The following is a 12,357-nucleotide window of genomic DNA, read 5'->3' as shown; positions in this document are numbered from 1 at the left end:
AAGCAACATTGTTTGGCTATGAGAAAGGGGCATTTACCGGCGCAGCTCAAGCGTATGCCGGTAAATTTGAACAGGCAAATCAAGGCACGATTTTATTGGATGAAATTACCGAAATGGATATTTCATTACAGGCTAAATTATTGCGGGTGTTGCAAGAGCGGGAAGTAGAGCGCCTGGGAGGAAGAAAAACCTTATCGCTGGATGTACGTGTACTGGCAACCACTAACCGCACACTTCGTGAAGAAGTAAAGGCCGGTCGTTTCCGCGAAGACTTGTTTTATCGATTAAACGTTTTTCCTTTGCAGTTATTACCTTTGCGCGAACGACCGGAAGATATTGTGCCATTGGCTCAGCAGTTACTTGAGCGTCATTGTCAGCACAGTGGAAAGGTGGCGCCCCATTTTGATAATGAAGCACAAATCAAATTGTCTCGGCACAGCTGGCGAGGCAATGTGCGTGAACTGGATAATGTTATTCAGCGCGCTTTGATTTTACAGCGAGGCGCAGTAATCAAGGCCGAAGACCTTGCCTACGAAACCCTGGCCGGAACTCAGCAAAGCAATACTGAAGTAAACCCTGTACCAGTGATGGTGGACGATAATTCTGATGCACTGACGGTTAATGCGGATGATTTACGCAGTCATGAACAGCGTCATATTCTCGACATGCTGGCCAAACATCGGGGCAGCAGACGTGAAACTGCAAAAGAACTGGGTATCAGCGAACGCACGTTACGCTACAAGATTTCTCGTTTTCGTGAACAGGGCGTTGCCATTCCCGGAAAATTTGGCAAGAAGTCTGCATAAATAAACCAAGCTCAACCAAGTCACACAAAGCGAGAAGATTCTTATGATAAAAGCGATTGATCCCAACCAGCTGCTGACACAAATGCGGGCTATGCAAACTCAGGCAAATCAAGCCATGCCCATGCCGGCAGAGCAAAATTTGTCCAGCGGACGAGTTGATTTTGCCGATTTGATGAAAAATGCTGTTGATAAGGTGAATGAGACACAACAAACTGCGAGTCAGTTAAGAACCGCTTTTGAGTTGGGTGATCCCAGTGTGAATTTAACTGACGTTATGATTGCTTCACAAAAATCCAGTGTGGCTTTCGATGCAACTATCCAGGTGCGTAATAAGCTTATCGAGGCTTATCAGGAAGTCATGAGAATGTCGATTTAATGTTGCTGGTTAAACTGAAGAGCTGAAACATGGAAAACGTACCTGCTACAAAAACGAATACATTTGCTGCCAATTCTCCTCTGGCGGTGATGCAAAACAATATTTCCCGCCAGCCGGTGACCAAACAAATCATGTTTTTATTAGCCATTGCCGCGAGTATTGCTGTGGGTGGTTACGTATTTATGTGGTCGCAGACACCTTCCTATCAGGTGTTGTTTTCAGGAATGGAGGCGCAGGAGTCATCTGAAGTTGCCAATGTACTGCAGCAGATGAAAATCGATTATAAGCTGGATCCAACGTCAGGCGCATTACTGGTTCCGGCGTCAGAAGTTCAGGGCTTGCGTTTACGTCTGGCGGCGGAAGGTTTGCCACGTAGCTCAGCACAGGGCATGGAGATTCTGAGCCAGGAACAGGGTTTTGGCACCAGTCAGTTTATTGAGCAGGCTCGCTATCAACGCGCGATGGAGCAGGAGCTTGCCCGTTCGGTGGCTGAATTACAGAATGTCAGAAGTGCCCGGGTGCATCTGGCAATTCCAAAACAATCTGTCTTTGTTCGTGAACGTAAACCGCCCACCGCGTCAGTAGTGCTGAATATGTATGCTGGCAGAACCTTGGAACGAGGTCATATTGCCGCTATTACGCATATGGTGGCTGCCAGCGTTCCGAATATGAAAAGCTCGGATGTTACTGTAGTCGATCAGCGCGGTAATTTGCTTAGTCAGCCAGAACGCAATAGCAGCATGGCATTGAGTGATACGCAGCTGGAGTTCACCCAAAAGCTTGAACAGTTATATATCAGTCGTATTGAAGATATCCTGACCCCGATCGTGGGGATGAATGGTGTCCGTGCGCAGGTCGTTGCTGATGTTGACTTTACCGTGACTGAACAAACTCAGGAGAGTTACAACCCGGATTTGGCAGCATTACGCAGTGAACAGCTTGCCGAAGAAGAACGTGTTGGAGGACTGGGGCCTATGGGGGTACCTGGAGCCCTAACCAACCAGCCTCCTGGTGGTGGAGTCGCTCCGGAACAGGCAGTGCAGGAAAATGTTGGGGAAGATGGTGAAGTGGTCACCAACACGGTAACACCTGGCTCCAGCACGAAACGCAGTACCCGCAACTTCGAACTGGATCGTACGATCAGCCATAGCCGCCTGGCACCTGGCAGTATTCGTAAGTTGAGTGTTGCTGTGCTGGTTGATGAACCCGCAACCACAGATGCTGAAGGTAATATGGTGAGTACGCCGTTGAATGATGCTCAAATGGCGCGGATTAATACCCTGGTTATGGATGCTATCGGTTTCAATATGGCACGTGGTGATAGTTTAAATGTAGTCAGTGCTCCGTTTGTTACACCGGTTGAAGCTGAACCTTTGCCCAGTATTCCTTTGTGGGAACAACCATGGTTTTGGGAGGTTGGTAAGCAAGTACTGGGAGCCTTGGTTGTATTATTCCTGATTTTTGGGTTGATACGGCCAGCCTTCAGGGATCTGAATAAATCCCCAGATAAACAGTTAGCCAATCAAACCGGTGAAAACGCGGAAGGCATGTCGGCAGAACAGGTTTTGGCAGCAAGTAGTAAAAATGGAGAGGATATTGCTAAACTGACGACTGGTTCTGAGCGCGTTGAACAGCATTTGACTAATATTCGTAGCTTAGTACAGCAGGACCCTGCGCTGGTAGCGCAAGTGGTAAAAAACTGGGCAGCGAGTGATGCATAATGGCCGAACAACCCCGTAAATTAACAGGTACTGAAAAAGCTGCTGTTTTTCTTCGCTCGATAGGTGAGGAAGATGCTGCTCAAGTACTAAAACATATGGGACCAAAAGAGGTTCAGAAAATCGGTCAGGCCATGGCGACATTAAGCAATGTGACCCGTGGTGAAGTTGAAACTGTTTTAGGCAGTTTTGTCACTACTGTTGAGCAGGAGACCGGCCTTGGCATTGGGTCCCATGATTATGTGCGGAAAATGCTGGTCGGCGCGTTGGGTGAAGAACGGGCTGGTGGCTTGCTCGACAGGATCCTTTCCGGTGGTAACACGAACGGTCTTGAACAATTAAAATGGATGGATGCACGCGCTATCTATGAAGTCATCCGTCTGGAGCATCCCCAAATAGTGGCGATAGTATGTTCCTTCCTGGATTCAGATCAGGCAGCACAGGTTCTTGGAATGTTTCCTGAACGGGATCAGGCAGCCATTCTGCTTCGCGTTGCAACCCTGGATGGCGTACAACCTGCAGCACTGAACGAACTCAATGAGATCCTGGAAAAACAATTCAGTGGCAATGCTGGTGGACAAACGGCCACAGTGGGGGGGCCGAAAACGGCGGCGGATATTCTGAACTTTGTTGAGGGTAGTCGTGAAGCGGCCATAATGGAAAAAATCAAAGAGGCAGAACCGGATCTGGGCCAGAATATCGAAGATCTGATGTTTGTCTTTGATAATCTGATTGATGTCGATGATCGCGGTATGCAGACGCTGATGCGTGAAATTCAAACCGATCAATTACAGTTGGCACTTAAAGGTGCTGACGAAAATCTTAAAGAGAAGTTTCTTAAAAACATGTCTCAGCGTGCGGCGGAAATGCTACGTGATGATCTCGAAGCCATGGGACCAGTGCGTGTCAGTGATGTCGAGGCCGCACAAAAATCCATTCTGGCTACCGCGCGGATGCTGTCCGATAAAGGTGATATTGCATTAGGTAGCGGCGGTGGTGGTGATGACTTCATCTGATGATCTTTATACGACCGAACATGCCAACGTTTTATCTGCCGAAGAGTTAGCCAACGCGTATGAGCGGTGGGAGGTTCCACGCGTTGTCTCGGTTTCTGATGTAGAAGCTGAAAATGCAAGCCCGCTTACGGTTGAAGCTATAGAAGCCGTTCAACAGGCTGCCCAGGAAGAAGGTTTTAAACTGGGATATGATGAAGGTTATCAGCAAGGCCATGAGGCTGGTATCAAATCGGGTGAAGCCGATATTCAGCAGCAATCACAACATTGGAAAACCTTAATAGACAGTCTTCATGCACCACTTAAAGCTGTTGACGCCCTTGTCGAGCAGGATTTGCTTGCCATGCTTAGTCTGCTGACCCGACAAATCATTTATCAAGAGATCCGCCAGCAACCGGAGCTTGTCATCACAGCTGTCAGAGAGGCATTGGCTGTATTACCGGTCAGTGATCGCCAGCTTAAGGTCTATCTGAATCCCGAAGATATGGAGCTGGTCAAAAATGGCCTGAAACTGGATGAGGATGCCGGCTGGCAGTGGTATGAAGATCCGCTGTTGACTCGCGGAGGAGTAAGGTTGGTCACTGCGGATACCACGATTGATGCCACGGTTGAAACACGACTCAACAATTTGATTTCACGGTTATTGAGTCAAGACAATCACTATGAATCCTCCTGAACCCAATAATCGTGCTATAGCGTTGCAACAGCAGTTGCAACAACATCACGCGCGATTAGCAGCCGATCAAGAGACTCCGATTACAGTTGAAGGACGTTTAACCCGTATGGTGGGGTTGACCCTGGAAGCGGTTGGATTTCAAGCATCCGTTGGCAGCCGATGTGAAATTTATGCCCCGGGACGTGAACCGGTTGAAGCGGAAGTGGTTGGTTTTCATGACGAAACGCTTTATCTGATGCCGACTGGCAACATTCGTGGTCTGGTACCTAATGCTCGTGTCAGACCGATTCGCAGTGATTCCCAGGTTCCGGTAGGCGAAGCCTTATTGGGCCGGGTCGTTGATGGTGCCGGAAAGCCACTGGATGGTCGCGGACCATTGAATGTAAAAGATAAAGCTCCCCTGCATGGAAAAATCGTCAATCCGTTATCACGCGCCCCGGTCAGACAGCATCTGGATGTCGGTGTCAGGGCAATCAACGCGTTAATGACCGTTGGCCGTGGACAAAGGATGGGTCTGTTTGCCGGCAGTGGTGTGGGCAAAAGTGTATTGCTGGGTATGATGACCCGTTTTACCGAAGCCGATGTGATCGTCGTGGGGTTAATTGGCGAACGGGGACGTGAAGTAAAAGAATTTATAGAAGATATTCTTGGTGAAGAAGGTTTGAAACGTGCCGTAGTAGTAGCTTCACCGGCAGATCATTCACCATTGATGCGTTTGCATGGTGCCATGTTGGCTACCAGTATTGCGGAATATTTTCGGGATCAGGGCAAACAGGTTTTATTGCTGATGGATTCACTGACGCGTTTTGCACAGGCGCAGCGGGAAATTGCACTTGCGGTAGGTGAACCGCCAGCCACTAAAGGTTACCCACCTTCAGTGTTTTCATTATTGCCGCAACTGGTTGAGCGAGCCGGCAGTGGTGAAATAGGTGGCGGTGCAATTACCGCGATATACACCGTCCTGACTGAAGGTGATGATCAACAGGATCCGGTGGCTGATGCGGCCCGTGCCATTCTGGATGGGCATATTGTGTTATCCAGACAATTAGCTGAAGCCGGTCATTATCCTGCTATTGATGTTGAAGCATCGATCAGCCGGGTCATGCCGCAGGTGGTGGATGCCAAACATTTACAGCTGGCGCAGCAATTCAAGCAGATTTATGCCACTTACCGACAAAATCAGGATCTTATTACTATTGGAGCCTATCAGGCTGGCAGTGATCGACATATTGATGAAGCAATTAATCGTTATCCGGCTTTATCAGCAATGTTGAAACAGGATATGCATGTGGCGCATGATTGGAATAACAGCATTCAGGCATTACAAAAACTGTCTTTTGGACAAATGAGTAATCAACCACAGTTAAATGGACAGCTGATGCAAGCGGAACAACGCAATTTCTAATTGCTTTTAACTTTTCTTATACGGGGTTTATGAGCACATGACACGGGCAACTAAACTAAACCCAGTGATTGAAATGGCTGGCCGTGATACGGATAAGGCCATGCAAGACTTGGTTCAGGCCAATAACGTATTAGATCAGGAAAGACATCAGCTCAATGACTTATTGCGATATCGTGAAGAATATCTGCAACAGTTTCGACAAGGCGATGCGCTACAGATGAGCGCACGCAAAGCCATTGATTTACGAAATTTTCTGGCTCAGTTAGATCAGGCTATACGCTTACAACAGAGTCAGGTTGAACGCTGTTTTGTTCAGACACAAAAACAACAACAGCGATGGCTGGAAGCCAGAAATAAACAACGTTCAATCGAATCCCTCAAAGATCGCTACCAAAACGAAGCCGAACAACGACAGCAAAAACTGGAACAGCGGTTGGCAGATGAACATACTGCTATGCTCTGGGCGCGCAGACATAAATAAACACTGGCATAGTCTCTGCATTAACCTTTAAAAAGCGGAAAATTCCGTGCAGCTTGGAATTTTGATAGGTTTGCCAATGGATAACGTGTTGCCTCCAAGTTTTTTTGTCAAAAACAGTATTTGAAAAGCCATAATTATGATGCATACAAAAACAACGCTGGATTGCGGAGTGCAGCTCACCATTACTCAACTGGAGCTTTGGTATTTGCATTGTCTGAAACTATTGCTTGCTGGAGACAGCATCTATATCGATGTCAGTCGATTACAAAAAATTGACACCGCAGCTCTGCAATTGTTGTATCAATTTTATCAACAGGCACAACATTACGGTATTCAGGTAGTTTGGTCAGATATGAGTGAGAACTTTCAGGATGCAGTCAACTTATCAGGATTAATGTTTACAATGGAAAACCAGCAGTCATCAGACGAATCAGGCAATGGAGAAAAACTAGGATGGCCAGCATATTAGTAGTGGATGATTCGCCTTCGTTAAGACAAATGCTGCAAATTATTTTGCAGAATTCCGATCATGAGGTGTTGTGCGCAGAAGATGGTAAACAGGCGCTTGAAATGGTGTCTGAAGTGCAGTTCGATTTGATATTAAGTGACTTTAATATGCCACAGCTAAGTGGGCCGGAATTCATTGTGCTGCTTCGCCAACTACCGCAATACCGGTTTACTCCCGTGCTGCTGTTAACGACCGAAACAGATGAAGATAAAAAACAAATTGGACGCAGCGCCGGGGCCAGCGGATGGTTGAAAAAACCGTTTGACCCTGAGCAGTTGGTCCTGACGGTTAATTCACTGTTGAATTAAATCTGATATCAATGAAACCTTCATTATCTTCTGCAACAGCCGCTTTTCAAGAAGAAGCGCTGGAGACATTGCAGCAAATAGAACAATGGACAGTATCCTCATTACAGGAGGTATCGGCCTACAATGAGCCGCAAGAAACGCGCAGATTACTGCACTCTTTGAAAGGTACGGCAGCCAGTTTTGGTCATGATGTTATGGCGCAGGTCTGCCATGCCATAGAGAGTTTTTTGGAAGATAAACAGCAACTCAGTGTGCAGGATAGTGAAACGTTGTTAACAGCAATTGACTATTGCCGCCAAAGCTTAAATGAACCTGAATTAAGTCCGCAGTTGCAGAACGGAAATCTGGCAGATTGTATCGCTATGCTGAAGAGTCAGGTGCAGCGTACTCAAGAAACATCAAATGCCAGGCTCCCTCAGGAAATAAATGGTTCAGTTTGGCAAATTGATTTTGCACCGCACCGGCAGTTTTTTGAAAACGGTCATGATCCTTTACGTATTATCAGGGCATTACGTAATTTGGGGCCTGTTAAAGTCTCGGTATTCACTGATAAATTGCCGGATTTTGCTGATTTTGATCCATTTCAATGTTATCTGCGCTGGCAGATCACCCTTAAAGCAGAACTGGATTATAAAAAGCTGGCGACTCAATTCGAATGGGTAAAACATCTGTGTGATTTAACCATAGATTTACTGGCTTTACCCCAAACCAACCGGCTCATTGAGCCAAATCGTTACAAACTGAATGAAGCGGATCTGGATTCATTACTCACTGTTTCTCAAACGCTGCAGTCGCAGTTATATAAAGCTATTGCGTTGACAGACCAGTTAAATCATACGGATAAAGTTCGTTTGTCGCGTCGTAATCATGCGATGAAGCGCCAGCAGCAACTGTTACAGCAACAGCTGTTACAGATTACGATGCGCCCTTTGGCTGATGCTTTTGCCAGATTGCCTCGGATGGCTTTTGATCTGGGACAAAAAACCAATAAACCCGTACAACTGCATATGCATATTGCAGCCATTGAACTGGATAGTCTGATCATCAATTCATTGATGGATCCCTTGATGCACCTGTTACGCAATGCGCTGGCGCATGGAATTGAATCCGCTGAACAGCGTCAACAGTCCGGCAAACCCGTTAATGGGCAGATTCATATATCCGCCGAGCAAATCGATGAGCAGTTATTAATCCGTTTCAGTGATGATGGAGCGGGACTGTCCGAGCAACAGATTCTGGCAAAAGCCAGGCAAATGGGCATTAACATTCAGAACTCAATAAAGAACAGTCAGCAACTCAGCGAGTGGATTTTTCGTGCGGGTTTTTCAACGGCTAAATCGGCCGATGCTATTTCCGGGAGAGGTATCGGGCTGGATGTGGTCAAGCAGCACGTTACCGATTTGGGCGGCAGTATTGAGTTGGTCTCTGCTCAGGGAAAAGGCTGTTGCTTTACGATGAATATTCCTGTTCAGCGTTCTCTGGTTGATGTTCAGCTGGTCAGCGTTTCCGGGCAGACAGTTGCATTGCCGTTAATCAATTTAATCGATAGTTATGCTTTTGATAGCAACAGAGTGATTTGGCAGCATGGCAAGCAGTGGTTTATTACGGATGATAGTCGTCAAATTCCCTTGTTCGATCTCGGTAAGTTTCTGCAATTGGCACCTGAGCCTGAAGATGATGAGGCGACCTTTATCATCGTATTGAATGCGGAAAACCATTTTTTTGCCGTGCAAGTGGAGCGTCTGGCAGAACAGGCGCAGTTGTTAATCAAATCCTTGCGTCCACACTATCGTCATCTGAGTGGCGTTAAAGGGGTTGCCATATTGCCTGAGGGAAGTTTGGCTTTATTGCTCGAGCCCGGCAGATTGTTGATGTCATTCTCAAACCTTGGTGAAAGCTGAAATGACCAGCGAAGTGCATTTAAATCAGGATATTTACCAGTTGATGGTGATCAGTCACCAAAAGTTCATGGTGCCAGTCCATAGTATTGTCAGTGTGTTCGCACTGGAGGATATACTTCAATTGCCACATACACCTGATTGGCTGTCAGGCGTGGCACATATTCGTAATGCAATTGTACCGGTCGTCAATCTGAATGAACTAATAGGTTCCGCTGAGCCAGTGATTCAATCTGCTTATCCGTTACTTGTGTTATTGCGCCATCCTCGGGACTCACAGCGCTGGTTGGCGCTTTGTGTAACAGATCTCAGTAGCGTTTTGCTCAAGGAAGATCTGCATAAAATGTCATCAAGCTCAGCGGTTCATCCTTGTTTGAAGGCTGTGTTGGACAATCATTCACAAAAAATCCATTGGCTTGATATCAGTAAATTATTTGAGCAATTGATTAAGGAACAAGCGTAAGGGATGTCTGAGCAAGGAGCCAAGCGCATCATTGCGGTGATGAACCAAACGCATGATGTTGGGAAGACCACGGTCACTGCAAATTTAGGTGTTATCCTGGCAGAAATGGGCTATCGGGTTTTAATGCTGGATTTGGATCCCCAGTCTGATTTAAGCCGACAGTTCGGTGTGCCTGAAACGCAACCAGGAATGGATGCCCTGTTAAGTGATAATGCTTTGGCAAGCGAGCTATTACTGCCCTTAACTGAGCATCTATCGCTTATTGCATCCGGTCCGGAGCTGCTTTTGTACGAGCAACAAACACCCTCGGCAAAACTCGGTATGCAACTGAAGCAATTACTTACTTCGACAATACAGGCAGATGCAGATATTATTCTAATTGACTGTGCAGCCTTATCGGGGTTGTTAGGGACCAATGCGGTGTTAGCGGCTACAGATATGTTAATTCCGGTTTCTGCAGGACACGGAGCACTACGCGGTATGATAAAAATGTTACCCGTATTGCAACGGGTGTCGAAGTTGAGAGCAGAGTCATTAAGATTATGGCTGTGTTTAAATAGATTACCGGATGGCAGTGATTTTGCTTACCAGTTTGGTCATTTATTAACGCAGTATTTTCCGAAGCGAGTGCTGAAAACGGTGATATACGATAACGAGTCTGCCAATCGGGCAGATTATCAATCTCTGGCAAACGATTTGCTGTTGGGAAGAGCAGATTAATGGCTGAAAATGCGCTACGACAAAATCTGGTCAGTGAATCAGCTGATTTGGCTGAGCATGATATCACGCTGGTTGAACATAATTTTGCTACGCTGATGGGGTTCAGCGACGCTTTGGCTGAGCGCTTTTATCAGCGCTTATTTGCTGAATACCCTGAGACCACGACTTTATTCAAATCAGTAACAATTGAAGGACAGCATAAAAAGTTACTGGCTTCCATGGTTATGCTGATTAAGCATTTACGTGACTCAGCAATAATTGAGGATTACCTGCAGGGATTAGGTGTTCGTCATCAACAATATGGTGTCGAAGCTTCGCATTACGAGATGTTTATTGAAAACTGGTTATCGGTGATTTCTGAGTTTTCTGAGCAGGAATGGAATGAACCGTTACAGCAAGCCTGGCGCAACATTCTTGAGTATGTCGCCGAGTTGATGCAAACACCCGTCACGCAGGTTACAGACCCTGAAGCGGTTAATCAGACAAATCAAAACTCCACTGCGGAGTGTGCACTTACATCGCTAGCTGTAGCTCAAACTGCAACTCCAATGGTGATGATGGATTTGAATTTGGTGGTTCGTTATCTCAATGCGGCCGCTGAAAGTTTGTTAAATAAACACCAAGCCAGTCTTGAACATTTTTTCCCTAATATCAGTTTTGACAGTATTACCGGGGCTTCTCTACAACATTTTGCCGAAAAAATACCCTTTCCAATCGACTGGTTCAGTAACTTTGAGCAGTTACCGAGAAGCATTGATTTGCATTATGCGGATCTCGATTTGAGAGTGACAATTTCTGTGTTGTATAAAAATGATGAACCGGAAGGTTTTTTGCTTGAGTGTTATCCGCAAACTGCGGCAGTAAGTCAACATCCGGAAGACCCCAAAACATCGTCAACCACTGGTGTCTCAACAATACACAGCAATCTTTTAACGTCACTTGAAAAAGTCCTTAATGAAGTACAAACACAAAACGGTCATTTGACGGGGATGTTGCAGGAAATAGATGACGCTGTATTTGAAACCAGTTTGCTGGCTTTAAACTGTACAGTGGAAGCGGCAAAACTTGGTGATGAAGCACGTCAACTACGCGACTTTTCAATGGAGATCCGCGTCCTGAATCAGCAGTTGAGTCAATTGCTGCAACCATTAAAGGTTCAATCCGGACTACAGCAGCAACAGTTAACCAAAAGTATTGAGCTTGCCCGGCAACTGGAAATGGAGCTGACTCAAAACCTTCTGGTTAAGGAGAGCCAGAATCGCCATTCAATTGAACAAATCAGTCACCAATTATCTCAACAGACACAAGCCTTAACGCATCTTATCCATGCGATTTCCTCAAAGGCTGGTCCATGAATCTGCAAGTTTGGCACAGCCATTGCTTTTCATTACTTAAACAGCCTGTATGAGCTGGTAAATCAGAGTTTAAGGAAACGACATAATGCAACAGCTGACCCTTCCCTCCCTCAATGTTGTGAACAACAGTAATGCGGATAAATCTGTTAAATCAGCTGTAAACAACAAGGATAATGATGCTTTTGCGTCTGAACTGGATCGTAGGGTGAATGACCACCAACAATCTGCAAAGGATAAAACAGCTAAAGCCGATTCCAAAATAGATTCAAAACAAACGGAAAAAAACGATAAAGCGGAAAAGTCCGAATCGAAAGACGGCAAAAAGTTGCCGCTGGAAAAAACTGACAAAAGCACTGCAAAGACAGAAAAAGAAACAGATAAGATTGCTTCGGAAGAAGCTGCAGAAACCAGTGATGAAGCTAAACATCCACTTATATTGTCGGTCACGCCAGTTACAGATGAAGCTGGTGGCAAAAAAATCTCTGCTCAACAGGGGCTGGTCAATAAAACAAATCTCCCTCAGATAACGGATGTAACTGCTGATAAAAAAACCTCTGATTTAGTTGCGTCGGTAATAAAGCCGACTGCCCAAAGCATTGGCGTACAGACAGGCAAATCAAATAATGCGGA

At 46.0% G+C, this 12,357-nt stretch carries 14 protein-coding genes; all 14 read left to right on the top strand.

Features of this window, described 5'->3' with window-relative positions:
- The coding region (locus B3O33_RS11565; RefSeq protein WP_292363627.1) for a sigma 54-interacting transcriptional regulator at positions 1-806 on the top strand (806 nt) is incomplete at its 5' end.
- 43 nt (positions 807-849) lie between these two features.
- A complete protein-coding gene (gene fliE / locus B3O33_RS11560) occupies positions 850-1,182 on the top strand; it encodes a flagellar hook-basal body complex protein FliE (RefSeq protein ID WP_292360300.1) in 333 nt (110 codons plus the stop codon).
- Positions 1,183-1,211: 29 nt separating this feature from the next.
- Positions 1,212-2,903, top strand: coding sequence for a flagellar basal-body MS-ring/collar protein FliF (fliF, locus tag B3O33_RS11555; RefSeq protein WP_292360298.1), 1,692 nt, complete (start codon positions 1,212-1,214; stop codon positions 2,901-2,903).
- Entirely contained in the window at positions 2,903-3,916 is a 1,014-nt protein-coding gene (fliG, locus tag B3O33_RS11550; protein ID WP_292360297.1) for a flagellar motor switch protein FliG, read from the top strand. The genes fliF and fliG overlap by 1 nt, the downstream gene beginning before the upstream one ends.
- Complete coding sequence (locus tag B3O33_RS11545) at positions 3,903-4,589, top strand: flagellar assembly protein FliH (protein ID WP_292360295.1); 687 nt, start codon at positions 3,903-3,905, stop codon at positions 4,587-4,589. The genes fliG and B3O33_RS11545 overlap by 14 nt, the downstream gene beginning before the upstream one ends.
- The gene (fliI, locus tag B3O33_RS11540; RefSeq protein WP_292360293.1) at positions 4,576-5,994 is read left to right on the top strand and encodes a flagellar protein export ATPase FliI; all 1,419 of its coding nucleotides are present in this window, start codon (positions 4,576-4,578) and stop codon (positions 5,992-5,994) included. The genes B3O33_RS11545 and fliI overlap by 14 nt, the downstream gene beginning before the upstream one ends.
- A 37-nt stretch (positions 5,995-6,031) precedes the next feature.
- Positions 6,032-6,475 (top strand): flagellar export protein FliJ, encoded by a 444-nt coding sequence (fliJ, locus tag B3O33_RS11535; RefSeq protein ID WP_292360291.1) that lies wholly within the window; start codon positions 6,032-6,034, stop codon positions 6,473-6,475.
- Between the two features lie 169 nt (positions 6,476-6,644).
- Complete coding sequence (locus tag B3O33_RS11530) at positions 6,645-6,944, top strand: STAS domain-containing protein (RefSeq protein ID WP_292360289.1); 300 nt, start codon at positions 6,645-6,647, stop codon at positions 6,942-6,944.
- The gene (locus tag B3O33_RS11525) at positions 6,929-7,291 is read left to right on the top strand and encodes a response regulator (RefSeq protein WP_292360287.1); all 363 of its coding nucleotides are present in this window, start codon (positions 6,929-6,931) and stop codon (positions 7,289-7,291) included. The genes B3O33_RS11530 and B3O33_RS11525 overlap by 16 nt, the downstream gene beginning before the upstream one ends.
- An 11-nt stretch (positions 7,292-7,302) precedes the next feature.
- Entirely contained in the window at positions 7,303-9,192 is a 1,890-nt protein-coding gene (locus tag B3O33_RS11520; protein ID WP_292360285.1) for a chemotaxis protein CheA, read from the top strand.
- 1 nt (position 9,193) lies between these two features.
- Positions 9,194-9,652, top strand: a complete 459-nt coding sequence (locus B3O33_RS11515) for a chemotaxis protein CheW (RefSeq protein ID WP_292360283.1) — start codon at positions 9,194-9,196, stop codon at positions 9,650-9,652.
- Between the two features lie 3 nt (positions 9,653-9,655).
- Positions 9,656-10,372, top strand: coding sequence for a ParA family protein (locus B3O33_RS11510; protein WP_292360281.1), 717 nt, complete (start codon positions 9,656-9,658; stop codon positions 10,370-10,372).
- Complete coding sequence (locus B3O33_RS11505; RefSeq protein WP_292360279.1) at positions 10,372-11,727, top strand: globin domain-containing protein; 1,356 nt, start codon at positions 10,372-10,374, stop codon at positions 11,725-11,727. The genes B3O33_RS11510 and B3O33_RS11505 overlap by 1 nt, the downstream gene beginning before the upstream one ends.
- Before the next feature lie 85 nt (positions 11,728-11,812).
- On the top strand, positions 11,813-12,357 hold a 545-nt coding region (locus B3O33_RS11500; protein ID WP_292363626.1), incomplete at its 3' end, for a hypothetical protein.

It is taken from the genome of Methylophaga sp. UBA1464 (assembly GCF_002325665.1).
Lineage (GTDB): Bacteria > Pseudomonadota > Gammaproteobacteria > Nitrosococcales > Methylophagaceae > Methylophaga.
The sequence above is the reverse complement of the archived record's forward strand: the minus strand, read 5'-3'. Positions and strand labels throughout refer to the sequence as shown.

Bases quoted from the DNA above. Each gene is read 5' to 3' on its own strand.
- B3O33_RS11525 (WP_292360287.1), top strand. From the start codon at position 6,929: ATGGCCAGCATATTAGTAGTGGATGATTCGCCTTCGTTAAGACAAATG.
- B3O33_RS11505 (WP_292360279.1), top strand. From the start codon at position 10,372: ATGGCTGAAAATGCGCTACGACAAAATCTGGTCAGTGAATCAGCTGAT.
- B3O33_RS11510 (WP_292360281.1), top strand. From the start codon at position 9,656: ATGTCTGAGCAAGGAGCCAAGCGCATCATTGCGGTGATGAACCAAACG.
- B3O33_RS11545 (WP_292360295.1), top strand. From the start codon at position 3,903: ATGACTTCATCTGATGATCTTTATACGACCGAACATGCCAACGTTTTA.
- fliG (WP_292360297.1), top strand. From the start codon at position 2,903: ATGGCCGAACAACCCCGTAAATTAACAGGTACTGAAAAAGCTGCTGTT.
- B3O33_RS11515 (WP_292360283.1), top strand. From the start codon at position 9,194: ATGACCAGCGAAGTGCATTTAAATCAGGATATTTACCAGTTGATGGTG.
- B3O33_RS11520 (WP_292360285.1), top strand. From the start codon at position 7,303: ATGAAACCTTCATTATCTTCTGCAACAGCCGCTTTTCAAGAAGAAGCG.
- fliI (WP_292360293.1), top strand. From the start codon at position 4,576: ATGAATCCTCCTGAACCCAATAATCGTGCTATAGCGTTGCAACAGCAG.
- fliE (WP_292360300.1), top strand. From the start codon at position 850: ATGATAAAAGCGATTGATCCCAACCAGCTGCTGACACAAATGCGGGCT.
- fliF (WP_292360298.1), top strand. From the start codon at position 1,212: ATGGAAAACGTACCTGCTACAAAAACGAATACATTTGCTGCCAATTCT.
- fliJ (WP_292360291.1), top strand. From the start codon at position 6,032: ATGACACGGGCAACTAAACTAAACCCAGTGATTGAAATGGCTGGCCGT.